Source organism: Rhizobium binae (genome assembly GCF_017357225.1).
Classification (GTDB): Bacteria; Pseudomonadota; Alphaproteobacteria; order Rhizobiales; family Rhizobiaceae; genus Rhizobium; species Rhizobium binae.
This window is the reverse complement of sequence record NZ_CP071606.1, coordinates 289438-315689: the sequence shown is the minus strand read 5'-3', so window position 1 is coordinate 315689 and position 26252 is coordinate 289438. Positions and strand designations below refer to the sequence as shown.

Here is a 26252-nt window from a genome sequence, read left to right as displayed (position 1 = left end):
GTCTCCAAACAGCCGTGAGCAGCGTCCGAAACGACACAAGCTCAGTTCACAGGGAAAACTGGCGGGCGGTTGAACACCGCTCGGAAATTGTTCGGGATGCCGCCGTTCTTTATCCATCGGAGGCTGAATTGTATTTTGGCATTGTTCGATAGCCGGGGCGATATGGGCAGGAAGCTTACAATCATGTTCGCAGCAGACGAAGAGGAAGAGCGGGAGCCATTGATCGAATGGTCGCGCGCACTCTATCACCGCAAATCATCAACAAATCCAAGGAGACAGATCGATGAAAGCGATCATAGCAACCGACGAAGCCGACGGCACGGCTGGCATGACGCTGGCAGAACGGCCACAGCCGCGGCCGGCGATAAACGACGTCGTCGTTGAAGTACATGCGTCAGGGTTCGTGCCGACCGAACTGACGTGGCCCTCCACCTGGATCGATCGCATCAACCGCAAGCGGACGCCTTCTATCCCCGGGCACGAGTTCGCCGGCGTGGTCACCGCTCTTGGCTATGGCACAACCGGCCTGTCGGTGGGTCAGCGCGTGTTCGGCCTCACGGACTGGTACCGCGACGGCACCCTGGCGGAATATGTGGCCGTAGAGGCCCGCAACCTCGCGCCGCTTATGGGCGACGTGAGGTTCACGGTGGGTGCGAGCGTGCCGATCTCCGGTCTGACCGCCTGGCAGGGGCTGTTCCAACATGGCCGTCTTAAAGCCGGCCAGAGCGTCCTTGTGCATGGCGCCGCCGGTGCGGTCGGTTCGATCGTCACGCAGCTAGCCCGCGAATTCGGCGCTTACGTCATTGGAACCGGACGCGCTGCCGACCGGCAGAAGTCGCTAGAATTTGGCGCAAATGAGTTCGTCGATCTGGCGAACGACAGGCTGGAAGACATCGGCAGCGTCGATCTCGTGTTCGATGTGATCGGCGGCGAGATCCAGAAGCGCTCGGCGCGCTTGGTACGAGCCGGGGGAACGCTGGTTTCCGTCGTGGGCCCAGTTGAAGCGCGCCCCGCCGATGGCCTGGCGGTTGATTTCGTGGTCGAGTCCGATCGTGCTCAACTGTGCGAGATCGTTCAGCGGGTACGTGACCGACGCCTTCGGACGAACATCGGCAACATCTCAACGCTCGATAATGCCGTCGCCGTACTCAACTCGACGGAACGAAGGACAGGTAAGACGATCATCAACATCCGCCCATGAGAGACTTCGGGCAGCGAGATTGAGCCGACGGTTAGTTGGATCGGCCCAGGCCCGACTGATAACGGCCGGAGTTGCTCCAGCCGTTATTCAGGATATGCCGCTGAGTGCTCCCCAAAATAGATTGCAGTTGGAAAGATTAGAACCAACGACGCCGCTATGTCCCTCTATGCGAGCTTCGTAAGGGAGCCAAGAACATGGCCCCAGTTGGAACGACCGAATGGGATGATGAGCGGATCGGGGCTTTTAGAAGAAAGCGCGGCAGCCAACAGCGATAAACGCCCGTGAGGGCGACCTGTGGGATTCGCTCGGACATAGCCTTCCAAGTACAGCGACCGGAATTGGATCAGGCCTATTGCGCCGAAAACGGCCAGGGGCTTCCGGCTGTTTGACGGCGCCGGAAGCGAGCGCATAATAATCCGGGATTTCGGCTAGTCGGCCGCGGGCAGCGTGGGTTCACGTGCTGTGACATGGACGCAATTAAGGGGACTTCGGCGTTGGGAACTATCGCATATTTCAAATGCGCGATGGTTTCAGTTGCTTGAAAAATCGGCAAATACCAGGCAACTTTTTCGTATCTGAAATACGCGAAAGTTACATACATGGCTCTCCATCAGCGCCAGAACAATTCCGGGACGCGTTTTTGCGCGCAGCTGATGAGGCAGGCATAGTCACCCTGAACGTCGTCCAGAAGGGTGTAAGAGCGCGGCGACCACACCTACTCTCGACGATTCGGAAATAAGTCTCGATCGCAACCTCCGTGGGTAATCGGTTAAGGACGCGCACCAAGCCCTGATTGTCAGCACCGAAGAGGTCGCGTTCGAACGCATGTACGAACTAAGTCCCGACTCCGAATCAAATCGTCTTCGTGCTGTTTCCTTCACATTGGTCAGATCGGATTATCTCGGTCGACAGGTCCCCGCTTGATTCTTGTCATGACGCCGGAGGTGCCGACGCGGGATCCAAGCGTAGATTTTATCACCAAATGGTGCTATTTAAAACTTCAGAACAAGGATAATAAACGATGCGATCGACTATCAATCTCGACGACACTCTTATGGAAAGGGCCAAGTCCCTGACCGGCACAAAAGAAACCGCCGCTCTCGTCCGCCAGGCGTTGGAGACGCTTATCCGAGTAGAGTCCGGAAGACGCCTGATCGCGCTCGGTGGAACCATGCCCGATGCGGAGGCGGCTCCACGTCGCCGGAGCGCGGCGGCCAAGTGATACTGGCAGACACTTCTATATGGATCGATCATTTTCGCCATGTTGATGCGGAGCTTCGGACGATCATTCAGGACGATCTTCTACTCTGTCATCCGGCTGTGGTTGGCGAACTGGCACTTGGCAGCCTTCGAGATCGCGAGCGTGTGATTACGTTTCTGGCAGCCCAGCGACAGGCATTCGTCGCAACGCACGACGAAGTGATGACAATGATCGACCGTCACGGCATTTTCAGTATGGGCATCGGCTATACCGATGCCCACTTGCTCGCCTCGATACTGCTTGATCGCCGAGCGGCATTATGGACCAGGGACAAGCGTCTGCAGGCGGCGGCCGAAAAGGCAGGCGCTTCATTGCATAAGCCGGCCCATCCCCGCAACTAAACACCAAAATAGTCCGACCGACTTTTTGGCTCATCCGGTCTCTCTAGCCTTGATGGGAGCAGAACCCGAAAACCGTCATTCAGAATCTGCTTGCAGTTGATGGCAATCGAAGCATCGCGCCGGAGTGGCTACCACTGGTCAGCAGCAAATCTACTGAAAATTCCTGCCCTTGATCTTTAGGGTATCGATATCAAAGGTCCGGCACAAACATATCTCTCAGCCGAAGCCCCAGCGCCGGCGGTTCGAGACAATCCGGACTGCCAGGAGAGCCATACGCGACCACGTCGCCGCCGCCGCCGGCCGGGGGCCGGAATTCACCGCCGCGCCCGGCAGGCACGACAGATCGGCCGAGAGATCGAAGAGCTACCCTGCGACGAGGTGTTCCGCGTCGGCTTCCTGCTGGATCCTGCCATTGATCATGATGGCGCCGAGCACCACCCTGCGCGAGCGAGCCGACGTTCCAACCGACCTGACGCAACGTTTCAGCGCCGGCGAGGCAGCCAAGGCACGGCGATGCTATGGGCCCGAGGGAGAAGGATCGCGCTGATAGTGCAGTGGTTGCCGATTGAGCAGCATGGAATCGCCGAATTCATGCGCACGGTAGCGGCATGCAGTGAGCGCTGCGGAGGCGCTGGCGAGCAGGCCGTCGTCGGCTAAGGCGCGCAACAACTCGAAATGGCTTTCGCCGGGCTGGTGGAGGCCAGTGAGAATCGCATCGACGATGCGGAGCGGAATGCCACGTGCGATGCGCCCTGTCGCAATACCATCTCCGGCTCGCACGCTCCCATCGGGATTGGCGGCTGCTTCAAGTGCGCGCACGACGCTCGTGCCGATCGCGATGATGCGGCTGCCTCTGAGCTGCGCCCGCGTTACCTGCGCGACGGTAGACTCAGGGATGCGGTACGGCTCATCGAAGGGAAGGCGCGAGTCGAGCGCCGGATCGCCGGTGGAAGAAATGCCCGCGGCATGTGTGAGTGTTGCAAAACCGATCTCGCGCCGACGCCAAGCTTGCAGTGTGCGCCAGTCGAGCGCGAAGGAAGCCGATGGCGCCTCGAATGCGACCGGCCGGGCGGCAATTCTCGTCCAAACATCCCATAGTGCCAACGGCTCGGGAACATGCGCGTATTGGATCGGCCTGCCGTGCTGCGCCAGTCCTGCAAACATGGCTGCTCGGGTGCCTTCGAAACTAAGCTCGACAAGGCGAGGATGGTCGAGAAGGCGCTCGACTCTGGCTTCAAGTGGGCCGAGCTGGAGGCGATCGCCTGATGACAGTGTAGGCGGCGGCAGCCGATCTTCCGTGCGGGTGCGGTGATCGCCCGAGCCGAAGGCAATCGCCACGAAGCGGACTGGAGCCGAAGCTGACAGCCAGCCGGCTAAGCGGATCTCGATCGCCTTTCCGCATTGGAGATGTGTGCCATGCAGGCTGGCAGGCAAGGTCGCAGCGTCGTTGGCGACAACCAGATCGCCAGGATCGAATAACGTCCCGAGGTGAGCCCGCGGCAGGTCGCGCATCGTGCCGTCCGCCTCAACGACGAACAGCCTGGCCGATTGCCGATCGATGCGATCAGCGGCGATCACGCGTGGGCTCCGGCGGTAAGCGCAGCGTGACCCGACAACGCGTCGAGCATCGTTTCGAGGATCTCGGCAGCGGCCAGTTCCGGGTCTTTCAAGCTCGACGGATCGGCGTCCGGGAGCGCCAACGCGTGCAGCGGGGTGTCCATATCGCCAGGGTCGGGCGCAAGGAACCTTATTCCATCGGATTTCGACTCCTCGTCCCAAATTGCCGTCAGATGGGCAAGCGCTGCCTTGCTCGCGCCGTATGCGCCCCAGCCGGGATAGGCGTTGACCGCCGCGTCGCTGGAGATGTTGATCACCAGCCCGCCGCGGCCCTCGCGCGCGGACGCGGCAAGCGCACCGAACAGGGCTTTCGTCAGCCGAAAGACGCCGAGAAGGTTGACCGCGAGCGCCGCTTCCAGCTCCTCGCACTCCGTATCGGCAAGAAGCGCAAGAGGCACAGGACCGAGGCTCGATGTATTATTGATCAGGACGTCTACCCCGCCAAGATTGGCACTGATCTGCATGGCGATCGGGTAGATGTCTTCCTTCTTGCCGATGTCGGCGACAATGCCATGCGCGCCCGTCTCGGCGGCGACGCGTTCGACATTCGCGGCGGTGCGGGCGACGAAGGCAATGCTCGCACCCTTGTCGGCAAGCTGCCGCACAAGCGCCAGCCCGAGTCCGGAAGTGCCGCCGGTGATCCCTACGCGAAGTCCTTGAAGATCGATATTCGCCTGCATTGCGGTGCTCCTTCAATGGGTACGCGTAACTGCTACAAGTTCAAGTGAACTTGAAGTCAAGAGCGCTTCGTGCTTTTATTCATGCATGGATCCGATGCTGACCATCACCGACGTGTCACGACGCAGCGGCGTTGCGTCATCAGCCCTGCGCTTCTATGAGGAGCGTGGGTTGATCGCATCCGAACGCGCAGGCTCGGGACATCGACGCTACCACCGGTCTGCATTGCGGCGGATCGCCTTCATCGTCTTTGCACAGCGGATCGGGCTGACGCTTGAGGAAATCGGCGCCGAACTGGCTCAGCTGCCGGCCGATCGCGTACCGTCACGTCGGGATTGGTCGCGGCTGTCGAGCACGTGGGCAAAGCGTATCGACCAGCGCATAGCCGAGTTACAGCGCCTGCGGTCCGGTCTTGGCGAATGCATCGGTTGCGGCTGCCTTTCGATCGACCGATGTCGCTTGGCGAACCCTGTCGACGTGGCAGGGCGCAAAGGTCCGGGGGCGAGGTATTGGCTGGGGTGAATGAGCCTCCAACGGTACGCCGCACGATCTTACGATGTTTCCGATTATTCAGTGTCGCCCAATCCATATACGACGAAGGGCGTTATAAAGACGGGTCCTAAATCGCACCTGCGGCACGGCATACGATGTAATCGCTGACGAGGGACAGCAGCGAAGGCGCTCGCCTGGCCGCTGTCAAACAATGCGATCACAATGACGTCATGGGAACCCAACACCGTCACGAGGGCTGGAGAGCCGTCGCGCAGCCGACAGAGGACTCGTGAGACCGAACGCAAGCTCACCCCTGCACTTCTTACTGTTGACAGGTCGGGATCCGGAGCGCCGGATCAAGATCTAATTCTGCCCAAATTCGCGAGACGCTTGAACTTGATGAGCTGGAGCGGCTCACGCGTCACCAAAAACTTGAAGAACGTTTGAAGCTGATCGAAGATCTTCCCAATTGATGACGACGTCGGCCTGTCGGAAAAACGACGGCAGTTGGCAACCGAATTTGCGAAGATGATCCAACGCGAACGAGAAAATGAAAATGCGTGGCTGCCTGTTTCGCGAGCTTGTTGACCGCAGTCGGCGGGGGAGCTCGCATTTCCGAACTCGGAAACCTGCAGAGATACAAGCTCAGACGAGGCCAAATCGCTCGAGCATCTTTCGAAGCTGAAGGTTCTCCTGGTGGAGGTGCTTGATCAGCAGTGCTTTGAGATGTCGGTTTTCAGCATCAAGCGCAGCCAGTTCATCGATCGGCGCTTCCAAGGAACCGGCGGAAGATGCCGTGCCGCCCTCGTCAACTGCACCATCGATTTGATGTCTTGAGCGCTTTTCGTCAATGCGCGTCGTTATTCGAGCCGGCCGTCTGATCGAACGTTTTTTCGATTGCGAGGTCGAGGCGAATTGACCGTGATCGTTCTGGGATGGAACGATTTGCACCGGTTCAGTCAAAGAAGCTGCAGGCTGATTTTGGTTCGCGTCATCGCTATCATCGGGCTGATTTCCTGGCTGCTGGTCCTGCAGCATTTCGCCAGGTTGGCCGAGATCTTCTGGTCCCAGCTTGGATTCGAACAGGTGCGGCGCTTCCGTCTCGGCCTGGCGGACAAAAGCCCTGAGATCGGTGTTTCCCCAGATCGAATCCGGCTGCGTCGTCGATCGCCGGCGGCCTGACTTGAATTCGACGACGAACTTTCGCTGCGGTATTTTCATATATTCGAGACCTCTAAATCATATGCCAAGCTCAAGAAACGTCGAACCGTTTCAGCATCGTTTTGAGCTGGGCGTTCTGTAGCTGGAGCTTCCGAGCGAGCTCACTTCTCAGCTTTTTAATGTCCTCATCAAGGCTTACCACGTTATCGAAGAACGCATCCCGGGCTGATGACGGGGACACGCTTTGACCTTCACGCTTGGCGGCAGCGCCCCGCGCAGTTACGTTTGCCTCGGCTCCCTTCGTCCGTTCACGGCGGCTGGGCGGAGGCCCTCTGCGAACCTTAATGCTTGTCTCGTTTGGCCCGAGGGCGCTGGCATCGGAACGACGGGCTTCGCTTGGTGTGGGTGTCCACACATCGTCACCATCGACCGGCGGTGGTGAAGCCTGCACGGCTTCACCACCGTCTTGCTTCTCAGCCAATGACGATGCCACTTGCTCGACCAGAACAGCCTTGCTGTAACGCGCAGAGGCAGGGACTTCGATCGACGGAGGTGCCGGCGTCTTCTCCGACTCGTGATCGAGAGCCGCGGGATCGGTATCATGCCCAATGGAGCTCTCCTGCTCCTTTGCTGCTCGTCGCCGTGACGTCAATTCTGCAAGGAACTTCCACGGTGTTTTCATGGGCATTTCCCCTCGATGAACCCGGGTTGCGATGATGCGGCAGCGGTCCTATCCCACTCGCAGGTCGGCCGGGCACGACGAAGGCGCCCGGCGACCGTTTTTTCTGCTGAAGATGCGACGACTAAGCCGCGTTGGCGGCCGACTTACATCTCTGAGTGCTGATCAATCAAGCCCGAGCCGTTTGCGCAGGTCGGTATTTTCCTGGCGCAGCTTTTCCGCCAGCAATTTGCGCAATCGCTTGTTCTCTTCTTCAAGCTGAATCAGATCTTCCAGCTCATCGACTGCGGGTGCGGGTGCGGGTGCGGATGCCTTTGCCATTTGCGGGGCAAGCTTGGCAGTTTTATTTCTTCCTCTCCCCTTGAGGGTGCCCTTAGCATCGGAAGGTTTCGCCTCGATCGACCTCGGCTTTCTTCCCCTGCCACGTTCAACAGATTTTGCCGCGCCTGCCGCCGGCAACGGTTCGATCACCGCCTCAGTCACGACAGGAGCCGGTTCGGCAGCTTGCTTTTGACGCCGCGGCGCACGCTTCTTCTTGACGTTGGTTTTTAACGGGGCATCCGTTTCCGCGCCCCCGGTAGCGGCGCCCGTATTGTTCTCTTCAGCCATCAGACATCTCCTCTATAACCACGTCACTTTTCGGCTGAGTGAAAGACAGAGTCAACAAAGGCGCTACGGCTGCCGCCAGCCTGTTATTTTGGATCTGACTTGACCGCCTGCGGAGGTGGCGAGCCAGCTTTGGGCTCAGACTGCATCCCGCACTCGTAGCCAGGCATTATGCAGGTGCTTGCCGATGATCTCGACTAGCTTTTCCACATCGCGCTTTTCCAGCGCGGCGACGATGTCCTCGTGCTCGGCCATGGCCGCGGCCCACCGTTCCGGCCCCTCATGGCCGATGAAGCGAATGCGCTTCAGCCGCGCCTGCAGTGTGGCATGGAAAGCCGACAGGTGCGGATTATCGGCAAGCGCTACAAGCGAACTATGTATCTGCTGGTTGAGCTTATAGTATTCCATCCTCTCACCGGCCTGGTAATGTGCCCTCATCCGGTCATGAAGCTCGCGCACGCGCCTGATATCCTCGTCGCTTGCCACCTCGCAGGCGAGACGCGCAGCCAGTTCCTCCATCGACCGGATCAGCACCAGCATGTCGTGCACATCCTTGCGGGTGAACTGCCGGACCACCGCACCGCGACCCGGAGCGAGCTCCACCAGCCCTTCACTGGCCAGCGATTTCAATGCTTCGCGCAAAGGCGTACGCGACACGCCCAGCGATTCGCCAAGCGGGATTTCATAAAGGCGCTCTCCAGGCTGCAATTCTCCCTCGATGATCATGTCGCGCAGCCGGCTGACGATCTCCTGATGCAGCGACTGCCGTTCGATAATACCGCGTCCTGCTGTTCTTTCGGCCGTGCCGTCCAAGGTTTGATCCTTCAATCCAATGTTGCTTCGTCCAAGTCATCTTATGCCATTGGAAGGGGTCTTCACAACGCCCGAATAATTATGTATACAGAATACATAATGCGCTTTGAGCTACAGATTCCATGGAGGCAGGGATAGTGGACGCACTGAAAATTGAGGCTCGAGCCGAAGGGCGCCCGATATTGGCATTGGCGATGGGCGATCCGGCGGGGATCAGCCCCGAACTGACGGCCCGCCTGCTGGCACTTCCTGAACTGAGCGACGTCTGCCGCTTCATCGCGATCGGCGACGAGCGCGTCCTGAAAAAGGGCGCCGATGTCGCCGGTGTCGCTCTCGATCTCCAGCTCGCATCCCGTGACGACATTCCCGACCTGCCGGCAAGCAGGCATGTTTTCGTCGACCTTGGCCATCTCGATCCGGCTGATGTAACCGTCTCCGAGGCCACGCTTATCGGTGGTCAATTCGCAGTCGAAAACTTCCGTTTCGCCCTGCAGCTTGCCCATCAAGGCCGCTGCGACGGCGTCTGCTTCACGCCCTTCAACAAGAAGGCGATGCGTTACGCTTATCCGGGATACGACGACGAAATCCGTTTCGTTTCGGACGTCCTCGGCTATCCCGGCAAGATGCGGGAATTCAATGTGCTGGAGCGCATCTGGAACGCCCGTGTTACCTCACATATCGCGCTTTCTGCGGTGGCATCCCATCTCTCCCAGGAGGCTATCCTGGCGGAACTGAAGCTGACAGGGGAATGCCTGCGGCAGGCCGGCTTCGACCGGCCCCGGATCGCGGTCGCCGGTCTCAATCCGCATGCTGGTGACGGTGGCAGCTTCGGCATGGAGGAGATCGAGATCATCGAGCCCGCGGTGAAGGCCGCGCAATCGCTCGGGATGGATGTCGACGGCCCTTTCCCGGCAGATACCGTCTTCTTGCGAGGTCTTAAGGAAGGCTTTCACGCAGTGCTCACCATGTATCACGACCAGGGCCAGATCGCCATGAAGATGATGGGCTTTGACAAGGGCGTCACCATGATCGGTGGACTGCCGTTCCCACTCTGCACGCCCGCGCATGGAACCGCTTACGACATCGCCGGTCGCGGCATCGCCGATGTCGGCGCCTCTCGCGAGGCGGTGTTTCTGGCCGCAAGAATGGCTGAGCGGAGACGCGTGCCCGCCGAATAGACGTGATTTCGCAGGCGCTGGAGGGCGCCGACATTACAAGGGAGGAACTGACATGCTGAAATATTTCTCTGCGATAACGCTTGCGGTCGCGGTCGCCACGCCGGCACTGGCTTTCGAGCCGAAGAGGCCCGTGGAGTTCGTGGTCACCTCCGGTCCCGGTGGCGGTACCGACATCTTTGCCCGTACGGTTCAGGCTATCATCACGAAACATGAGCTGATCGGCACCTCAGTTGTGGTGACCAACAAAGGCGGCGGCAGCGGCGCCGAAGGCTTCGTCTACGCTGCCGGTTATAAGGGCGACCCCTACAAGCTGACCTTCGGCACCAACAACGAATATCTGCTGCCGAGCGTGGCAGCCGTTCCCTACAAGCCGGAGGACCTCACACCGATAGCCGCCATGGCGCTCGACGAGTTCCTGATCTGGGTCAACGGCAAGTCCGAGCTTGCCGATGCAGCTGCCTTCGTCGAGGCCGCGAAGGCGAAGCCGGGCTCCATCCAGTTCGGCGGCAGCCAGTCGAAGGACACCGATCAGATCCTGGTCTCCTCGCTCGCCGAAGCAGTCGGCGCGGAGTTCCGCTACATCCCGTTCAAGAGTGGCGGCGAGGCCACGACACAGCTTGCCGGGGGCCATATCGACGCCAACGTCAATAATCCCAATGAGAACCGTGGACAGTGGCAGGCCGGCATGGTCAAGCCGCTCTGCGTCTTCCGGCCGGATCGCTTTCCGCAAAGCGATGCCGTCCATGACGGCAAGGGCTGGCACGACATTCCGACATGCAAGGAAGCCGGCATTCCATTGGAAAATTACCGCATGCCGCGCACCGTCTGGCTGCCGGCCGGCGTCGACAAAGACGTGGTCGCCTTCTACCGCGATGTTTTGAAAAAGGTCAGCGAGACGCCCGAATGGCAGGAATATCTCACCAAGACCTCCCTCACCGGGCAATTCATGGTGGGCGACGAATTTCAAGGCTACATCGAGAAAGATAAGGCGACCGTTTCCGAGGTGCTGAAGCGCGAAGGCTGGCTCATCAAGTAACCTATCCAGTTCGAGGAGCTCGCCATGGCTGACAACAGCAAAAGGCATCTCAGCCGCCGGACGATGGAGATCGCCACCGCGATCGCCACTGCGGCAGCGGGCGGTGCGGTCTGTTACGGCGCCGTCGAGATCGGCACAGGCTGGACCGAAACCGGTCCGGCACCCGGCTATTTCCCCTTCTATGTCGGGTTGCTCATTGTCCTGGGCAGCCTGGCCAACCTGGCACGCGCTATCGTCAGCCGAAACTGGCGCGAGGTCGTCTTTCTCGACGTCGAGCGCGCAAGGCCGGTTCTCGCCTTCGCCCTGCCCCTCGTCGGCTTCGTCATCGCAGCCCTCTTGCTTGGCCTTTATGTGGCGACGCTGCTGTACGTCTCGGGGGTCATGATCTGGCAGGGCGGATATCGCTGGTCCGCGGCCGTTCTCGGGGGCGCGGCGGTTACTGCCGCCTTTTATCTGGTCTTCGAAATCGCCTTTCAGGTGCCCTTGTTGAAGGGACCGGTCGAAGGCTGGCTTGGAATCTACTAAGCGGGCTGGCCGCTCACGAGCGGCTCGCCAACATCGTTTGGGAGGAAGTTTCATGGAGAATTTCGGCCATCTGATCGACGGCTTCGCCACGGTCATCAGCGGCCATCATTTCATCATCATGATGGTTGGCGTGATGCTCGGGATCCTCGTTGGCGTCCTGCCCGGTCTGGGAGCCCCCAACGGTGTTTCGCTCCTTCTGCCGCTTACCTTCACCATGGACCCTGTGTCTGCCATCATTCTCCTGTCCTGCATGTATTGGGGGGCGCTTTTCGGCGGCTCGACAACATCGATCCTGTTCAACATTCCAGGCGAACCCTCCTCGGTCGCCACCACCTTCGACGGCTACCCGATGGCCCGCAGCGGCCAGGCCACGCGCGCACTCACTCTGGCCTTCGTATCCGCAGGCATCGGCGCGATCGCGGGCGTCATCATGATCACGCTACTATCGGGCTGGGTCGCACGTTTTGCACTGCAATTCTCGTCGCCAGAATTCTTCGCCGTCTATTTCCTGGCTTTCGCCAGCTTCATCGGCATGGGCGCCAATGCGCCAGCCAAGACGCTCGTGTCCATGATGCTCGGCTTTGCGCTTGCGACCGTCGGCATGGACACGATTTCCGGCGGGCTGCGCCTCACCTTCGGCGTCCCCGACCTTATCAAGGGCGTGTCCTTTCTGGTGGCAGTAATGGGCCTGTTCGGCATCGGCGAACTCCTCCTCACCACCGAAGAGGGACTCCGCTTCCAAGGTATAAAGGCGCAAATCCGCCCTCTCGACGTGTTGCGCACCGTGGCCGAAATTCCCCGGCACGCGGTGGCGATCGGGAGATCCATCCTGATCGGAATCTGGATGGGGATAACGCCGGCCGGCCCGACCGCAGCATCCTTCATGGCTTACGGCATGACGCGGCGCTTCGCCCGCAATCCCGAGATGCTCGGCAAGGGCGATCCTCGCGGCATCGTCAGTCCCGAAGCTGCAGATCATTCGGCCGGCACCTCTGCTCTGCTGCCGATGCTGGCGCTCGGCGTACCCGGCTCGGCTACCGCGGCAGTGATGATGGGCGGGCTGATGATCTGGGGGCTGACGCCTGGCCCGATGCTTTTCATCGAACGACCGGAATTCGTCTGGGGACTCATCGCCTCGATGTATCTCGGCAATGTCGTCGCAGTCCTGCTCGTACTCAGCACAGTGCCGCTCTATGCCGCCATCCTGCGCGTCCCCTTCGCGATCATTGGGCCGATCATCGTCGCCGTCATCTTCTCCGGCGCCTATCAAATCGCCAATTCTGCCTTCGACATGTGGCTCGTGCTGATCTTCGGCGCCGCAGGCTACGTGTTCAAGAAGCTCGATTATCCGATTGCGCCGCTGGTGCTTGCCATGGTGCTCGGCGACAAGGCCGAGGATGCCTTCCGCCAATCGATGCTGATGTCCAACGGCGCCCTCTCGATCTTCTGGTCCAATCCGCTCGTCTTCTGCATCATGGGCCTCGGCGTCCTGATGCTCGCCTGGCCTCTGATCGGCAAAGCCATGGGCCTGCGCAACCTGATCCGCCGCGGTCGCGAAAACACTTCCAACGCAAGCTGAAAACGAGCTCTTCATGTATCGCCACACCCTCTATCCTGCAGACGGCAAAGTATCCGTCTGCCTGGTCGGCACCGGCGCCTTCGGACGCAGTCTGCTCGCCCACCGTGTTCCCCGGCTGGATATCCGCATCGCGGTCGATATCAATGCGAGCCGGGCGGCGGCCGCGCTCAGCGCGGCAGGTATTCCGGAGCATAATATTGCGGTGTGCGAGAACGCCGAAGCAGCTGAGCAGGCTTTTGCCGCCGGCCAGATCATCGCGGCAGGCGATCTCACCCATGTCATCGATCGTCCCTTCGATCTTCTGGTGGAGGCGACCGGCAATCCAGAGGCAGGCGCGCGCCACGCCGATATGGCGGTGGCAAACGGCCGCGACGTCGCATTGGTCAGCAAGGAGGTCGACAGCGTGGTCGGCCCCGGCCTTGCCTACCGTGCTGCGGCCCAGGGCCTGGTTGTAACCCCGGTTGACGGCGACCAGCCGAGCCTGCTTATCGATCTGGTGACCTGGGCCGAATTGCTCGGTTTCGAAATCATTGCGGCCGGCAAGGCAAGTGAATACGATTTCGTCTTCGATCCTGCCTCCGAAACTCTGACAAGCAATGGCGAAACCATTTCGGTTTCTGGGTTTTCGGATCTGCTGGATCTCGGCCAGTGGGATGTTGACGCCTTGATCAATGCCCGCGCCGGGGCAGCCGCGCGGCTGCCGCAAAGGGCGGTTCCAGACCTCTGCGAGATGGGCGTGGTCAGCCATTCGATCGACCTCGTGCCCGACCGCCCGGATTTTCATTGTCCGATCGCGCGCATCGTCGAGGTGCCGACAATCTTCTCCAGGCGCGATGAAGGCGGTATCCTTGCCGGAGATCGTCGGCTTGAGGTGTTCCATTGCCTGCGTTTGGCCGGAGAGGTGAGTTTCGCCGGTGGTGTCTTCATCGTGGTGCGCTGCCGCGACGCCGAGAGCTGGGACATGCTGGCCCAGAAGGGCCATATTCTGAGCCGCGGCCAGAAGACGGCCATGATCTATCTTCCTCGCCATCTTCTGGGTCTCGAGGCGGCAACCAGCATTCTCGACGCAGGCTTGCTGAAGCGCTCGAGCGGCGCGCCGGATTCCAAGCCCCGTCTTGACCTAATTGCTATCGCCGAGCAGGATCTTCCGGCCGGGACCCTGCTTTCTGCGACCGGCCACCATCATGCAATCCGGCATGTCGGATCGGCACTCGTTCCGGCGGCGCCGCTTGCAAACAATGGGCCTGCACCCTATTACATCGCCGCCAATCGCAGGCTGATCAGACCGGTGCATCATGGCGAACCCATCCTGGTCGGCGATCTCGAACTCGATCCGAGTTCAAATCTTCTAAGGTTGCGCAGACAGCAGGATGCAATCTTCTACGGCCGATAACAGCCGACGCAGGAGTGAGGCGCCGATTGGTCCTGCTTTCAGCCTCGCGATTGTCGACCGCTGACAGCGTCCTCTGTAAATTCGCAGCCATCGCGACGACGGCGTGCTTTCGGTCCGCTGAGCCGCCCGCTAGACGCTCGGGATATGGCATGCAGTTGAGGGGAATCGAACCTGAGGCCCATTTCGTCGCCGTCGAATTTCCAAGAATGCTCGGGTCTGGACCCTGCGGCGAATTCCCAGGCGCTAATGCCACAACGCCGAGATTGGCACGGCGGATAGGCGTTCTCCGAACGGGATCACCTTGTCATGGTCGTACAAGACCAGGCCCGAAACAAACCGTTCTCCGGATGCTTCGGCCAAAATTCGCAATCCAGAAAAATCGGAATTCGAGACGGATGCTGCCGCTTTTATCTCGATACCGACAATCCGCCCTCGCCTGTCTTCGATAACGATATCGACTTCGTTCTGCTGCTTGTCACGAAAATGCGAAAACTCAAATCCGGTTTGTGCGGCGCTGGCGAGTTTAAGGATCTCCCCAAAAACGAAAGTCTCCAGCAACGCCCCGAACTGCCCCCTATCGTGCCGGAGTCGATCGAGAGAGAGGTCACGAAGAGATGCGAGAAGACCAGAATCGAGGAAATGTATTTTCGGGGTCTTGGTCAGGCGTTTCAGTTTGTTGGAAAACCAGGGTTGAACTGTTCGGGCGAGGAAAAGGCTCTCGAATATACCGACGTATTTCTGCGTTGTGATGTGGTTCATCCCGATGGCTGCGCCAATTCCGGAATAGTTCACGAGTTGTCCCGAATGCTCTGCCAGGATGCGCAGCAAGCGCGGCATTTGCGCAATCTGCTCGATTTGCGCGACATCGCGAACGTCGCGTTGAACAATCGCCTGGATATAATCCGTATACCAGTCCTGTCTGCGGCTCAAGGTTTTGCGGCCCAATGCCTCGGGATATCCACCGGCCAGAACCGCAGCCATCAGGTCGTCGCCGACGATCGGTTCTCCGCCGCCCTTAGCTTCATTTTGAAAGGCGTCGCGCAGGAAGCTGCTGCCGGCGGTTCTGATCTCGCTTTGCGCAAGCGGCAGCAATCGAACGACCTCCATGCGCCCTGCGAGCGAGTCCGCCACGCGTGGCAGGGTCATGAGATTGGCTGAACCAGTCAGGAGGAAACGTCCTGGACGTTGGTCGGTATCGACGCTTTCCTTGATGGCTAGCAACAACTCGGGGGCGCGCTGAATTTCATCGATAATGGCGCGATCCAAACGTCTTACAAAGCCAACTGGATCCTGTCTCGCGGCGTCCAGGGTCGTCGCATTATCAAGCGTGTAATACTCCCTCCCTTCGTTGGCCATCTTCTTGGCCAACGTCGTTTTTCCTGATTGTCGGGGACCTACGATCAGAACGACCCGCGTGTCTGACATGGCGTCGGCAACGCGTTGCTCAACCAGCCTTGGATACAGCGCCACAGCTTCATTCCTTTGATGACTATTTGAAACTATGGCTATGACCAATTGAAAGTCAACATGTAACCATTTGAAATCAGCGTGGCGGCTGATTTAAAGTATGTGGCAGGCGCAAATTGCGGCACGAGGTAGGCGAGAGGCCACGCAGGCGCTGCTGAAGCTTTCGCTGATAGGTCGCCGGAACCGGCCTAGCTGAATTTCAACGGAGGGGTATCTGATCAGAAGCGAAGCGAAAGCAAATTCGTGCATATTTCCATCGCACTGCCAAGCCTACCAGCTTTTAGCAAACGGAAGGAATGCAGCTCTTCATGGGAGAATTGGCGATCCCCTTATGGAGTACTCGACAACGACGATTTATTGGCCTTACGCTCAAGCAATCTCGCCTTCGTCCAAAAATCATTCATTCAACCAGCCAGACGCTTCATGAGATCCATTCGTTCATGAAGAATTGCCACGACAAGGGCGGGCGCATCCTCTCGAAGCAGACACAAGACGTGGTGATGTTCGCATTTAGCCATTCGTAACGCCGGATAAAGCGCGCTCAAGCGGCATACCTGGGCGGCACTCCATTGAGCACGTGTGTAGCGTATTACCGAACGTAGATCCGATTCCGCCTCTGCGGTAAGAATGTAGGCCGTCAAGCATGACCGTCGGCAATCTCCTCGTCGAGGATCTCACCTACGGTTTTGGTCGACAGTTTTCCGGCGAGCCCGTCTTTGATGCGCGTGTTCATTAACGTCTTCAGCTCCTCCCAGGCTCGTTCTCCATCTGTGTCACCGGGAAAGAGGCGCTCAAGTGCATACTGCTTGATTGTCTTGCCCTGCAAAGCGGCCAGCGCCTTTAAGCTTTGATGTTGTTGGTCCGTTATGTCGATTGTCAATCGGCTCATCTAACGTGTTCCTGAACTTTGGAAGCCCACATTAACACATATGTGGGTATGTGGCCACCGTCGCGATGCTCTGATCCGATGTCCCTTGGACGGACCTGCTATTTCGAAGAAGATGCCGATCGGCCTATCCAGCCCCTGATGGGAGAGAACCCGAACCCGCTCACTCGACCTGTGCGTTGCAGTTGAAGGGATACGAACTGCCGACCCGTGATTATTGCCCACACTCCCCCCGTTCGACCTTTGGGATGAATTCAAGAGGCTGAGTTTATGCTTGCATAATCAGCAAGCGTCTCTATATTTGCTAGCATGAACAGCAAGCAGAGAAAGACTCTCGCGGCGGTCTTCAAGGACCCGGTCTCGGGAACCATTGAATGGGCCGCTATAGAGAATCTGCTTGTGGCTGCCGGAGCCGACCTTATTGAGGGGAACGGTTCCCGCGTTAAGTTTGAAAAAGACGGGATCATTGCGAGCTTCCATAGACCACATCCGGACAAGGAAGCGAAGCGTTATCAGGTGCGCGATGCTCGCGAGTTCCTGATGCAGATTGGAGTGACGCCATGAACATCATGACCTACAATGGATATCACGCTCGCATCGAATTCGACGCTGAGGACGATGTGTTTTTTGGCAGGATTGCAGGTATTTCGGATGTAATCGGCTTTCACGGTGACAGTGTCGCTGAACTCAAGAAAGCCTTCCATGAGGCAGTCGATGACTACCTGGAGACCTGTAGGAAAATCGGCAAAGAGCCTCAGCGACCCTATTCTGGGAAGATGATGTTTCGTGTCGCTCCCGAAGTCCATCGCCGAGCAGCTCTTGCTGCTGAGCTTTCGGGAAAGAGTCTGAATCAGTGGGCAGAAGAGGTGCTGGAAGAGGCCGCTGACCATTATGCCGAGGCGCGCCTGCCGGCGTAGTTCCCTTCCCCGTACCGCCCATCGGCGTGTCCGATGAATTGGTGTTGTCTTCGATCCATTATGCGATCTTCTTCGCACAGAATGCGAACACAACGGCAACAGACCGGACATTGGCCTCGAAAACACTCGCCCTGCCAGAACCGTTGACCCGCTATTTCAGTGTCGGTGGGGTAAAAGGTATTTATGGAACTGAAGCCGATCACATAGGCTGCAGCGAACCTTCACATCACGCTTTTCGGATGCGACAGCATCTCTCCTCCGTTGCAGCGCCCGCTGGAACGTCGCTACGTCAACGCGGTGCATGGCGGCGATTTCCACTTGCTTTTTCCGGCCTTCGTTGAGCCGAAAAAAAGCCGGACCAAAGACTGCGCGAAAAAGATGTCGTTTTGCATTTAATCGGGGTCTTCCTCACTTTGTGTGGAGCTTCGCGATATCAATTTGCCTCATCCGCGCTCTGAGTAGCTCTGGACACGCTCTGCCGTACATTGCGCGCTTGATCGTCTTCAGTCGGTTGATTTGACCCTCCGCCTGACCGTTGCTCCAGGGCAAGTCGATGGCGTTGCGCACGGCGTCAATATCACGACGAAGGACCCGTGCGAAACGGGCGAGGGAGGTGAGTCTTGGAATCAATGGCATCATCGATCCATCCTTCGAGCTTCGTCGAATCTCTGCCACGAAATATTCCGCGAAATGGCATTGAGAAGCTGCGCAAAACACCAAACGTATGCGATTCCTGTTTGAGGACGTCGACCTTCCGCGCCTGGTTGATGGTCAGTGCGCCGCGCGGCTTTATGCAGAGAGCAGCCGCGACAATCGGTGAGATCAGATGGCCAGAGAGCGGATCACGCACAGGTGCATTCTCATATGTCCTCCTGGCGAGCCCAATCCGAGCCGGCGCCGTATCACTCTCATCCTTAATCTGTTCCGGCCTTTCGGCGCGGCGCCAGGTTGCCAGGAGGCGCTCGAGATTGGAAGTGCTGCCGGTACATCCGCGGCGCTTAATGTCATGAAACAGATGCCGTCCACGGCGGTTGCCGTCCTTCCAGCACTGGGTGAGAAAGACTTCAAAGTAAAAAGGAGAGGTCGGCTGTAGTGCAGTGAACCGCGCCGGGTTTGCCGGAGGCTCCAACTTCTGAGAAAGTGGAGCCGATATGAGCAAGACAACGAACAAATTTTCGCCTGAAGTCCGTGAGCGTGCCATCCGCATGGTGCTGGATCACGAAGCCGAGCATCCCTCGCGGTGGGCTGCTGTTTCATCTATCGCAGCCAAGATCGGCTGCTCGCCGGCGACACTGCACGAATGGGTGAAGAAGACCGAAGTCGATAGCGGTAAGCGAACAGGCCTGCCGAGCGATGTCGCCGAGAAGATGAAGGCTCTTGAGCGGGAGAACCGCGAACTTCGTCAGGCCAACGAGATTCTGCGCAAAGCGTCGGCGTATTTTGCCCAGGCGGAGCTCGACCGCCCATTCAAGCGATGATCTCATTCATCGATGAACACCGTGGCGTGTTCGGGGTCGAGCCGATCTGCAGGCTGCTGCCGATTGCCCCATCCACCTACTACGAGGTCGTTGCCAAGCGCACGGACGTGGGTCGCCTGTCGGCCCGCGCCCGTCGTGACATCGCTATGAAGATCGAGATACGCCGGGTGTTCAATGAGAACTTTCAGGTCTATGGCGTGCGCAAGGTCTGGCGGCAGTTGCAACGAGAGGGCTTCGACATCGCCCGCTGCACCGTCGCTCGGCTTATGAGGGCAATGGGGATTCAGGGCATCATCCGTGGCAAGCCGATCCGCACGACGATCAGCGACAAGGCCGCTCCATGCCCGCTTGACCGCGTGAACCGGCAGTTCTTTGCTCCCGCGCCGAACATGCTGTGGCTCTCCGATTTCACCTATGTGGCCACCTGGCAAGGCTTCGTCTACGTGGCCTTCGTCATCGATGCCTTTGCACGCCGCATTGTCGGTTGGCGGGCAGCGGACCGCCCATGCGGGTTTCGTCCTCGATGCCTTGGACCAGGCGCTTCATGATCGACGGCCCGTCCATCGCGGTGGCCTCATCCACCATTCCGACAGGGGCGTGCAATACGTGTCCATTCGCTATTCCGACCGACTGGCGGAGGCGGGCATCGAGCCCTCCGTCGGAAGTGTTGGCGACAGCTATGACAATGCTCTCGCCGAAACGATCAACGGTCTTTACAAGGCCGAGGTCATCCATCGGCGAGGACCATGGCGCAACTTCGAAGCCGTGGAGTTCGCCACACTCGAATGGGTCGATTGGTTTAACAACCGCCGCCTTCTGGAACCCATCGGAAACATTCCGCCAGCAGAGGCTGAAGAACGATACTACGCCATGCTGGACGCACCAGCCATGGCTGCATAACTTAAACGAAATGGCCTCCGGCAAACCCGGCGCGGTTCAGTCATTTGGAACCGGAAACGGCAGTGTGGACATCGTTGTGGTGGATGGTGGTTTGAGAGCGCGGCTATGACGGCGCGTCGGATAGCTGGCAGTGTCGGTTTAGGCGGGCCGCGTCTGTTCTTTTTTTCCCGCTTTGCCTTGTATAGGCGCTGATGTTGCAGGAAGGCATAAGCGATCATGGTCATCAGCGCGTGTCGATGGAGGCCTTGCCATGATCGGCCTTCGAAGTGATCGAGGCCGAGTTCTTCCTTCATCTGCCGATGAGCCTGCTCGCAGACCCAACGGGCTTTAATGGCCGCCGCCAACTGCTTTAATGTCGCCTCTGCTGGAAGATTGGAGAGGTAATATTTGCGTTCGTCGTTTGAGCGCCACTCACCAACCAGCCAGGCTTCCTCGCCCGGCATATGCTGTTGTCCCTTGTCGAGGATGCGCTGGGGGCTGCCATCCGCAATTCGAATGCGCAGGGCAGCAAAGCGCGCTACCAATCGACCTTTGGTGCCACGCCGCCAGCTGAGCGTCTTCCATGTCGATGCCGCGAGGATCGTTTCGGCTGCTGTCGACAGCGTATCGGGGATTGAATGCCTGCGCGGTCGTCCATGGCCAGCAACAGGAAAGATCAATGCGACATAAGGGGGATAAACCTTCTGATGCTTGGAAATGCCGACGGCCCAGGTGAGACCCCGCGCACTCAAACCCTGGCGAAAAGGGGCCGACAGACCGTAACCTGCGTCAGCAAGCACGGTGCCAAACCGCCGCCTACCGCGATCAGCCGATCGATCTCGTCAAGCGCGATCTCCGGTTTGGTGCGGGATATGCGCATTGGCTCGGGAAAGCCGGCCTTTGCCATCCGATCCTGATCACTGGTCCAGCTTTCTGGCAGGAACAGCCGCAGGCCAACGGGAACAGGAACCTCGTCGCGTGCCAGCGTCAATGTCACCAGCGTCTGGCAGTTGGCTCGCTTGCCCAGCATCGATGCATATTGTGGGTGCGCCCTAACAGAATGGTCGCCCTTCTTCGGAAGAGCTGTATCATCGATCACCAGAAAAGCATCCGAAGCCCCGACTATTCTGTCAGCCTGCACCGCCAGTTCTTCCTCAAGAGGACCAGTGTCCCAAATACCATCCGAGATGAAATGATGCAGGCGGTCGTAGCGATCAGGTGCCAGGCGCTCTGCCATCGGCTCGATACTCTTACGATCTCCCGGCCCGATCACGCCAGAAATATACACCGGGCACATCTGCCGCCGCTTCTTGTGGCCAAGCTTCTCAACGAACGGCTTCAAACCATTCCGTCAGTGCAACATCCTGCTCTGCCATCCTTCGCACCCTGTTGAAGTGCCAAAGATGGCCGATCATCGTTGACCGAGGATCAATCTGCCAAAGTAGTGCTAGCGCCTTCCGCGGCGTTTCGCCTTAGAACCCGCGCTGGTCTGTCTCGCAATGCTATCCGCCTGGACCCCGCTAGCGTATGGTGGAGGCGCGCCTGAGCCGATATCACTCGCATCTGCAACCCTGCCAAGAGAATCCTGGTTCTCAGGCTGAGGAGTAGTTTCGGAATTCTTCCACACCTCCGATGGGTCCGTCAGATCTTGAGCCTCCGGGCGGGCGTTTCGGCGCTCATTCCTGGAGCCGGTACTTGTCGTCGCGGCAATGGTTGGGGGCTTCGGTTTTGATCGTTTCATTCGTCCGGTTCCTGCTTCCTTGTCAAGCAAACGAACCGCAAGGCCTGCCGTTCCCGAAACCGACAAGAAACCCACACCGCAATCATCACTTGAACGTGAAGACTGGATCGGAAACCTACCCCCTGGCGCACTGTTTTACCTTGAGATCGCGGCCGCAGGATTTGTGTGCGAATAGCGCGGTCGTTCTTAGGTCAACGAGCAATTCAAATGATCCATAGCGGACCCGGATATTCTGTTGCTGCGCTGCTTCTTGCATTTGCTGCATCGATTGTGACGGCGGGGCCTTCGTTCGGTTCGGAAAAAGGCTTCGAAAGCAGGAATGACTGTCGCGCAAAACCTCACGATGACAGTGAGCAGAAGTCTCTCTCGGAAAAAACTCCACAAGTGCGGAGGAGCACTAAAGCCACCGCGTGCCGGGGACTCGGAAATGGTTGAACCCCGCCTGACGTCGGAACAATGCCCATCATTCGTCCGGGGGAGCTGCCTCCCCAGCGATGATGTCCCAGGGAGTGGTGTAACTTCGGCGTTCGCCGTGCCTTCCGGGCAGCCGCAGCAGGCAGGCTGATGATCGGATCATCAGCTCATTGTGGCGATGGTCTCAAGGTTCATGTATCGGGAGCGCCGGACGGCGCATTCGTCATTCTGTTCGAGGAGCAACGCGCCGACGAGCCTGACGATGGCATCCTCGTTGGGGAAGATGCCGACAACCTCGGTTCGGCGCTTGATCTCGCCGTTCAGTCGCTCGATAGGGTTGGGGCTGGCAGCTTCGTCCAGTGCTGACGGGGAAAAGTCATGTAGGCCAGCACGTCTTCGTTCGGCACTGTCCATGAGGGTGGTAAGCTTCGGTATTTTCGCCAGAAGGACTATTGGCTTGGCCAATGCGCCGGCCATGTCGACGGTGACCGGCGACCTGCTCGAGCGGACCGAGGAAAAGGTGTAAGCGAGGCATCGATCGCAAAGAACACAGAACATGACGGGCTGGGAATACAGTATCCTCGCCAAAGCCTGGTCGTAATATCACAGCAGCTTCATGCCGTATTCACATTTTCTCCTTGATGCCTTGTTTAATGAGCCACCAGTTGACTGGGTAACTCGTCGCGAAACCGCAGATCATCGCGATCTGCATGGCGAACCAGAACTCGAAGCTGTCGACTTCCGCCCGATGGCCAAAGGCGGATGGAAAGACAAGCAATTGCAGAACTCCCATCGCTCCATACATCCCCACCTGCCAGGAGATCAGAGAGAAGGTGTCGGCCTTTAGAGAGGCTTTGATGCCTTCGAATGGTGAGAGCTTTCGCATCGGAACGATTGCGAAGTACTGAAAGACAATTCCGAGAAAAAACGCGAAGATGAAATCGAGGATCCAGACGGCATACATCTTATGCGAGAAGATCGTCTGCCAACCGAGCGCCAAGGCAATCCCCGGAACGAGAAATGCAAGCCACTCGGCGACCAAATCCCCGATCATGCAGCCGCTGCCACAATGGAGGGCGCCTTTTCCCACCATCACGGCAAAAGGCATACCCGGCTTCTCGTTCGTTTCCCTTTCCGCAATCGCTCGTTCGCTTGCTCGCCTTCCAAACCGAAGATAGGCGAAGACGATCGCCACCGTGCCGAACAGAGCAGTTGCCGGCCACACCACGTTCATCACGCCCATATGCTGGGGTTTGCGTATGACATCGATCGCAACACCGACAGCTAACAGTATCCCACCGACGACCATGGCGGTTGCCAGAAGGTGAAACCAGATTGGAAAAGGCATTGCATCCTTCCGGCAGTGAAGGGTTGGCTGAGAATGCGGTCGATCGTCGCGGTTCCAGTTAGCAACACGCGAGACCGCGGCTAGTCGGCATCAATGGGGCGGCGCAGACCCCGCGGTTGCTCTGCATCCCGAGCAATTGCATCTGAGCAATGGCAGGCGAGGAGCGAAATCCTTGGTCGATCCTCTGAAGGAAAGTCGCCGATAGTCCTTCCCCTTGCGCGGCGATCCGTCCGATTCAGGTCCGGCCGACGATGGTGCTGGTCAGCAGTTGGTTCCCGCACGGCTCGATCGACAGAAGTACGGTTTACAACGACGATACGGAGCGAAGCGAAGCGGTTTTGCGGCACGCTTCATGTCTGCGTTCTCCGATAGACCACAGTGCATTTTCTAACGCGTGCTCAAGCTTACTTGAAGCTCGCGTATGCGGGCAAGCAAACTGGCTTTGCGCTTCGTCGCTGCCTCAACTTCTTGCGGATCATGGGACGACGGCGGCGAATCATGCTTGGCGGCATCGAAAGCAGCGAGTTCTCTTAGCAGCTGTTCGAGTTCCTGGCGATCACCTTCAGCCATAACGACCTCCCCTGGCTTTCCGACAGCGGCGTATTTCGCTCGACCGCTATTTGCTGCAGCCAACCCCCAATCTTCTGCTTTAGACAGAACGACCGCAGGGTTCGCTGGTTCCCACCCGTTCATCAATACAGCCCCGCCCTTATTGACCACCTCCCGCCCGACGACGCCGTACACGATTGCGGAGGAGCCTACTTCGATGATCAGATCGCGGACCACGTGACCATGGAGCTCGAGGATGTGACCGTGCCGAACGGTAAGGTCGCCCTCGATCTTTCCGTGAAACCTGACGTCACGATCGAACGACACCGATCCTTCTATATGCACGTCGAGATCATCCAAAGCGGGAGCCTCCTTGTATTGTAAATTCCGCGGGAGCAGCTGTTGTTGCCTAGCCTTGGGCCCGCGGACCTCTCCTCCCTCATCGACGACTTGATTATATCACACCATGATACATATTCCAGTTGTTTCTCCCCGTTTGATGTGAGCGAAGCAGAGCACCCCGACATTCGCATTCGCGAAACGACAAGGAGCTTCAACGAAAGTGCATTGGACATCAAAAACCGCAATCGTTCGGCTGACAGCTGGCCTACCATCTGCACTGCAAAGCTCAGCGCAAGCCGATGAGATGGGCACTGTTCCTCCTGCCTGTTCCGTTGAACTACAAGAAAAACTCGAGCAGAGGGCGCTTGAGATCTGCGATGGCTTGTTCAAGCCGCTGCCTGCCGGCGATGGCGAAATGCGCAACGAACCTCCGAAGGGCGGAATGATGCCAGTCATCCAGCCCGAAGACCTTCGGCAACAAATTCAAGCTGAACAGGCGTAGGAGCATGTCCAAGGCCCAGACCGAGCCACGGGAAACCGCGCTTCAGATGGATCGGCGTCCTGACACAGAACGGTCGCGTGCCAAGGCGTTGCCACAATGGTTGGTGCGCGGTCTGTTCTTCTATTCCGCGGTTTTGTTTTTCAGCTTTGCGAAAGATTTTCTTGTTCCAATCGTGCTGGCAACCCTGCTTGCTATGGTCTTCGGCCCGATCAGGCGCATATTCGATGAGAAGGGGATAGCACCTTGGATAACATCGGTGCTCCTCGTCGGATCATTGCTAGCGGCGCTCATCGTCATCGTCGCCGCCATCATCGTGCCGGTCAGTGGATATGTTGAGAGCCTGCCGAGGATCGAGGAAGAGATACAGGTCAAGCTTTCCAGCATATCGGATGCTTTTTCCGGGCTTTTTGAAGCGAGCCGGCGCCTCTCCGATCTCCTCAAGAACCACGCAGCCAACGTCCCGCAGGTTGAGCTGCGCGGCAACGGTTTGCTTGCAAGTGCAGCCCTCGTCGTGCCGTCAGCCATCGCACAGATCATGCTTACTCTGATATTGCTGCTTCTCCTGCTGGCATCGGGGGACATGTTTTACGAAAAGCTGATCGCGATCATCCCAACCGTCCAGGACAAGCGTCGCGCGATCAGGATCATGTTTGAGATCGAGCGGAAGCTCTCGCGATACCTTCTAACTGTCACCACGATAAACTTTCTTCTTGGCTGCACCCTTACCTTCATCTTGTGGCTCTTCGATATGCCAAACCCATTGGTTTTCGGGGTCATCGCATTCATCTTCAATTTCGTGCCCTATCTCGGTCCCTTGGCAAGCATGCTGGCTGCAACCGCCGTCGCACTCATCTCGTCCAACGGTGTCGGCTTCGCCATTACGATCGCGGCTACCTACCTGATGACCATGACTATCGAAGGTCAAATCATCACGCCCTATTTCGTAGGACGCAGATTGAGCCTGAATACCGTCGTGGTGTCATTTCGATCTCGTTTTGGGCTTGGCTTTGGTCCATCACGGGAATGCTGCTGGCAGTCCCATTACTGGTGACGCTTAGCGTTTGCTGTGAGCATATCGACGAATTGCAACATTTCAGGGGGGTGCTATCCGGAGCCCGCAACCAAGCCATCGACGGTCTGGGCACGCGGTCCGGGCGTTTCAACAAGCT

General features: G+C 58.4%; 26 protein-coding genes, 4 pseudogenes and 1 other annotated feature. Of the genes and pseudogenes, 15 read left to right on the top strand and 15 right to left on the bottom strand.

Annotated elements, in window-relative coordinates; genetic code table 11:
* Nucleotides 1-283 precede the first annotated feature (283 nt).
* The 4 genes and pseudogenes from J2J99_RS26020 (at nt 284) to J2J99_RS26010 (ending at nt 2803) form a co-directional block, all read left to right on the top strand.
* Nucleotides 284-1201 carry an NADP-dependent oxidoreductase gene (locus J2J99_RS26020; RefSeq protein WP_207600984.1) on the top strand — a complete coding sequence of 306 codons (918 nt, stop codon included), beginning with the start codon at nt 284-286 and terminating at the stop codon, nt 1199-1201.
* Nucleotides 1202-1814: 613 nt separating this feature from the next.
* Nucleotides 1815-1940, top strand: a pseudogene (locus J2J99_RS34175) (DUF982 domain-containing protein); the annotation flags it as partial.
* 282 nt (nt 1941-2222) lie between these two features.
* On the top strand, nt 2223-2423 hold the full coding sequence (locus J2J99_RS26015; RefSeq protein ID WP_168302162.1) for a type II toxin-antitoxin system VapB family antitoxin: 201 nt from the start codon (nt 2223-2225) through the stop codon (nt 2421-2423).
* Nucleotides 2420-2803, top strand: a complete 384-nt coding sequence (locus J2J99_RS26010) for a type II toxin-antitoxin system VapC family toxin (RefSeq protein WP_168302163.1) — start codon at nt 2420-2422, stop codon at nt 2801-2803. Before J2J99_RS26015 ends, J2J99_RS26010 begins: the two co-directional genes overlap by 4 nt.
* 516 nt (nt 2804-3319) lie before the next feature.
* On the opposite strand, the gene J2J99_RS26005 is transcribed toward J2J99_RS26010, so the two are convergent.
* Entirely contained in the window at nt 3320-4381 is a 1062-nt protein-coding gene (locus tag J2J99_RS26005) for an S-adenosylmethionine:tRNA ribosyltransferase-isomerase (RefSeq protein WP_168302164.1), read from the bottom strand.
* Nucleotides 4378-5100: an SDR family NAD(P)-dependent oxidoreductase gene (locus tag J2J99_RS26000; RefSeq protein WP_168302165.1), complete on the bottom strand. Its 723-nt coding sequence runs from the start codon at nt 5098-5100 to the stop codon at nt 4378-4380. Before J2J99_RS26000 ends, J2J99_RS26005 begins: the two co-directional genes overlap by 4 nt.
* 85 nt (nt 5101-5185) lie before the next feature.
* Between J2J99_RS26000 and soxR the strand changes: the two genes are divergently transcribed.
* Nucleotides 5186-5620 carry a redox-sensitive transcriptional activator SoxR gene (gene soxR, locus J2J99_RS25995; RefSeq protein WP_168302166.1) on the top strand — a complete coding sequence of 145 codons (435 nt, stop codon included), beginning with the start codon at nt 5186-5188 and terminating at the stop codon, nt 5618-5620.
* A 615-nt stretch (nt 5621-6235) separates the two neighbouring features.
* Here soxR and J2J99_RS25990 read toward each other — a convergent pair.
* The 4 genes from J2J99_RS25990 to J2J99_RS25975 form a co-directional block, all read right to left on the bottom strand.
* Nucleotides 6236-6811 (bottom strand): hypothetical protein, encoded by a 576-nt coding sequence (locus J2J99_RS25990; RefSeq protein WP_168302167.1) that lies wholly within the window; start codon nt 6809-6811, stop codon nt 6236-6238.
* A 31-nt stretch (nt 6812-6842) separates the two neighbouring features.
* The gene (locus J2J99_RS25985) at nt 6843-7433 is read right to left on the bottom strand and encodes a hypothetical protein (protein ID WP_168302168.1); all 591 of its coding nucleotides are present in this window, start codon (nt 7431-7433) and stop codon (nt 6843-6845) included.
* Between the two features lie 162 nt (nt 7434-7595).
* The gene (locus J2J99_RS25980; protein WP_168302169.1) at nt 7596-8039 is read right to left on the bottom strand and encodes a SyrB2 regulator; all 444 of its coding nucleotides are present in this window, start codon (nt 8037-8039) and stop codon (nt 7596-7598) included.
* A gap of 135 nt (nt 8040-8174) precedes the next feature.
* On the bottom strand, nt 8175-8849 hold the full coding sequence (locus tag J2J99_RS25975; RefSeq protein WP_246735465.1) for a GntR family transcriptional regulator: 675 nt from the start codon (nt 8847-8849) through the stop codon (nt 8175-8177).
* Between the two features lie 194 nt (nt 8850-9043).
* Between J2J99_RS25975 and J2J99_RS25970 the strand changes: the two genes are divergently transcribed.
* Genes J2J99_RS25970 through J2J99_RS25950 form a run of 5 tightly spaced genes read left to right on the top strand, consistent with a single transcriptional unit; the run spans nt 9044 to nt 14560 of the window.
* Nucleotides 9044-10027 carry a 4-hydroxythreonine-4-phosphate dehydrogenase PdxA gene (locus tag J2J99_RS25970; protein ID WP_246735466.1) on the top strand — a complete coding sequence of 328 codons (984 nt, stop codon included), beginning with the start codon at nt 9044-9046 and terminating at the stop codon, nt 10025-10027.
* A gap of 52 nt (nt 10028-10079) precedes the next feature.
* Nucleotides 10080-11063: a Bug family tripartite tricarboxylate transporter substrate binding protein gene (locus tag J2J99_RS25965; protein ID WP_168302171.1), complete on the top strand. Its 984-nt coding sequence runs from the start codon at nt 10080-10082 to the stop codon at nt 11061-11063.
* A 24-nt stretch (nt 11064-11087) separates the two neighbouring features.
* Nucleotides 11088-11588: a tripartite tricarboxylate transporter TctB family protein gene (locus J2J99_RS25960; protein ID WP_168302172.1), complete on the top strand. Its 501-nt coding sequence runs from the start codon at nt 11088-11090 to the stop codon at nt 11586-11588.
* 52 nt (nt 11589-11640) lie between these two features.
* Nucleotides 11641-13167 (top strand): tripartite tricarboxylate transporter permease, encoded by a 1527-nt coding sequence (locus tag J2J99_RS25955; protein ID WP_168302173.1) that lies wholly within the window; start codon nt 11641-11643, stop codon nt 13165-13167.
* Nucleotides 13168-13180: 13 nt separating this feature from the next.
* Nucleotides 13181-14560 carry a flagellar biosynthesis protein FlgA gene (locus J2J99_RS25950; protein WP_168302174.1) on the top strand — a complete coding sequence of 460 codons (1380 nt, stop codon included), beginning with the start codon at nt 13181-13183 and terminating at the stop codon, nt 14558-14560.
* A gap of 243 nt (nt 14561-14803) precedes the next feature.
* Here the strand turns inward: J2J99_RS25950 and J2J99_RS25945 are convergent, their stop codons facing one another.
* The 3 genes from J2J99_RS25945 to J2J99_RS25940 form a co-directional block, all read right to left on the bottom strand.
* Complete coding sequence (locus tag J2J99_RS25945) at nt 14804-16030, bottom strand: ATP-binding protein (RefSeq protein ID WP_207600983.1); 1227 nt, start codon at nt 16028-16030, stop codon at nt 14804-14806.
* Nucleotides 16031-16431: 401 nt separating this feature from the next.
* Complete coding sequence (locus J2J99_RS34170; protein WP_168302175.1) at nt 16432-16668, bottom strand: type II toxin-antitoxin system RelE/ParE family toxin; 237 nt, start codon at nt 16666-16668, stop codon at nt 16432-16434.
* Entirely contained in the window at nt 16665-16916 is a 252-nt protein-coding gene (locus J2J99_RS25940; RefSeq protein ID WP_168302176.1) for an antitoxin, read from the bottom strand. Before J2J99_RS25940 ends, J2J99_RS34170 begins: the two co-directional genes overlap by 4 nt.
* A 306-nt stretch (nt 16917-17222) precedes the next feature.
* Here J2J99_RS25940 and J2J99_RS25935 point away from each other — a divergent pair, with 306 nt between their 5' ends.
* Entirely contained in the window at nt 17223-17477 is a 255-nt protein-coding gene (locus J2J99_RS25935; RefSeq protein ID WP_003572077.1) for a type II toxin-antitoxin system HicA family toxin, read from the top strand.
* Nucleotides 17474-17830, top strand: coding sequence for a type II toxin-antitoxin system HicB family antitoxin (locus J2J99_RS25930; protein ID WP_054185827.1), 357 nt, complete (start codon nt 17474-17476; stop codon nt 17828-17830). Before J2J99_RS25935 ends, J2J99_RS25930 begins: the two co-directional genes overlap by 4 nt.
* Before the next feature lie 408 nt (nt 17831-18238).
* Here the strand turns inward: J2J99_RS25930 and J2J99_RS34765 are convergent.
* Nucleotides 18239-18439, bottom strand: a pseudogene (locus J2J99_RS34765) (transposase); the annotation flags it as partial.
* On the bottom strand, nt 18408-18680 hold the full coding sequence (locus J2J99_RS34760) for a hypothetical protein (RefSeq protein ID WP_425526072.1): 273 nt from the start codon (nt 18678-18680) through the stop codon (nt 18408-18410). The gene J2J99_RS34760 and the pseudogene J2J99_RS34765, both read right to left, overlap by 32 nt.
* Nucleotides 18681-18981: 301 nt before the next feature.
* Between J2J99_RS34760 and J2J99_RS25920 the strand changes: the two are divergent.
* A pseudogene (locus J2J99_RS25920) lies at nt 18982-20208 on the top strand (IS3 family transposase).
* Nucleotides 19263-19379, top strand: a sequence feature (AL1L pseudoknot). Its footprint overlaps the pseudogene before it by 117 nt.
* On the opposite strand, the pseudogene J2J99_RS25915 reads toward J2J99_RS25920, so the two are convergent.
* From J2J99_RS25915 to J2J99_RS25900, 4 genes and pseudogenes are all read right to left on the bottom strand, one after another.
* Nucleotides 20172-21563: pseudogene (locus J2J99_RS25915) on the bottom strand (IS701 family transposase). The pseudogenes J2J99_RS25920 and J2J99_RS25915 overlap by 37 nt on opposite strands.
* A gap of 941 nt (nt 21564-22504) precedes the next feature.
* A complete protein-coding gene (locus J2J99_RS25910; RefSeq protein WP_375337301.1) occupies nt 22505-22756 on the bottom strand; it encodes a transposase in 252 nt (83 codons plus the stop codon).
* Between the two features lie 211 nt (nt 22757-22967).
* Nucleotides 22968-23690 (bottom strand): DUF4396 domain-containing protein, encoded by a 723-nt coding sequence (locus J2J99_RS25905; protein ID WP_168302178.1) that lies wholly within the window; start codon nt 23688-23690, stop codon nt 22968-22970.
* Nucleotides 23691-24077: 387 nt separating this feature from the next.
* Entirely contained in the window at nt 24078-24599 is a 522-nt protein-coding gene (locus J2J99_RS25900) for a bactofilin family protein (protein ID WP_207600982.1), read from the bottom strand.
* 202 nt (nt 24600-24801) lie between these two features.
* Here J2J99_RS25900 and J2J99_RS25895 point away from each other — a divergent pair, with 202 nt between their 5' ends.
* Both J2J99_RS25895 and J2J99_RS25890 read left to right on the top strand, forming a co-directional pair.
* Nucleotides 24802-25083 carry a hypothetical protein gene (locus J2J99_RS25895; RefSeq protein ID WP_168302128.1) on the top strand — a complete coding sequence of 94 codons (282 nt, stop codon included), beginning with the start codon at nt 24802-24804 and terminating at the stop codon, nt 25081-25083.
* A gap of 4 nt (nt 25084-25087) precedes the next feature.
* On the top strand, nt 25088-26134 hold the full coding sequence (locus tag J2J99_RS25890) for an AI-2E family transporter (RefSeq protein WP_168302129.1): 1047 nt from the start codon (nt 25088-25090) through the stop codon (nt 26132-26134).
* Nucleotides 26135-26252: the final 118 nt, after the last annotated feature.

Bases quoted from the DNA above. Each gene is read 5' to 3' on its own strand.
- J2J99_RS25930 (WP_054185827.1), top strand. From the start codon at position 17,474: ATGAACATCATGACCTACAATGGATATCACGCTCGCATCGAATTCGAC.
- J2J99_RS25990 (WP_168302167.1), bottom strand. From the start codon at position 6,811: ATGAAAATACCGCAGCGAAAGTTCGTCGTCGAATTCAAGTCAGGCCGC.
- J2J99_RS25985 (WP_168302168.1), bottom strand. From the start codon at position 7,433: ATGAAAACACCGTGGAAGTTCCTTGCAGAATTGACGTCACGGCGACGA.
- J2J99_RS25905 (WP_168302178.1), bottom strand. From the start codon at position 23,690: ATGCCTTTTCCAATCTGGTTTCACCTTCTGGCAACCGCCATGGTCGTC.
- soxR (WP_168302166.1), top strand. From the start codon at position 5,186: ATGGATCCGATGCTGACCATCACCGACGTGTCACGACGCAGCGGCGTT.
- J2J99_RS25940 (WP_168302176.1), bottom strand. From the start codon at position 16,916: ATGAGCCGATTGACAATCGACATAACGGACCAACAACATCAAAGCTTA.
- J2J99_RS26020 (WP_207600984.1), top strand. From the start codon at position 284: ATGAAAGCGATCATAGCAACCGACGAAGCCGACGGCACGGCTGGCATG.
- J2J99_RS25890 (WP_168302129.1), top strand. From the start codon at position 25,088: ATGTCCAAGGCCCAGACCGAGCCACGGGAAACCGCGCTTCAGATGGAT.
- J2J99_RS26015 (WP_168302162.1), top strand. From the start codon at position 2,223: ATGCGATCGACTATCAATCTCGACGACACTCTTATGGAAAGGGCCAAG.
- J2J99_RS25950 (WP_168302174.1), top strand. From the start codon at position 13,181: ATGTATCGCCACACCCTCTATCCTGCAGACGGCAAAGTATCCGTCTGC.
- J2J99_RS25960 (WP_168302172.1), top strand. From the start codon at position 11,088: ATGGCTGACAACAGCAAAAGGCATCTCAGCCGCCGGACGATGGAGATC.
- J2J99_RS25955 (WP_168302173.1), top strand. From the start codon at position 11,641: ATGGAGAATTTCGGCCATCTGATCGACGGCTTCGCCACGGTCATCAGC.
- J2J99_RS25970 (WP_246735466.1), top strand. From the start codon at position 9,044: ATGGGCGATCCGGCGGGGATCAGCCCCGAACTGACGGCCCGCCTGCTG.
- J2J99_RS25965 (WP_168302171.1), top strand. From the start codon at position 10,080: ATGCTGAAATATTTCTCTGCGATAACGCTTGCGGTCGCGGTCGCCACG.
- J2J99_RS25980 (WP_168302169.1), bottom strand. From the start codon at position 8,039: ATGGCTGAAGAGAACAATACGGGCGCCGCTACCGGGGGCGCGGAAACG.
- J2J99_RS25910 (WP_375337301.1), bottom strand. From the start codon at position 22,756: ATGGACAGTGCCGAACGAAGACGTGCTGGCCTACATGACTTTTCCCCG.
- J2J99_RS26000 (WP_168302165.1), bottom strand. From the start codon at position 5,100: ATGCAGGCGAATATCGATCTTCAAGGACTTCGCGTAGGGATCACCGGC.
- J2J99_RS25935 (WP_003572077.1), top strand. From the start codon at position 17,223: ATGAACAGCAAGCAGAGAAAGACTCTCGCGGCGGTCTTCAAGGACCCG.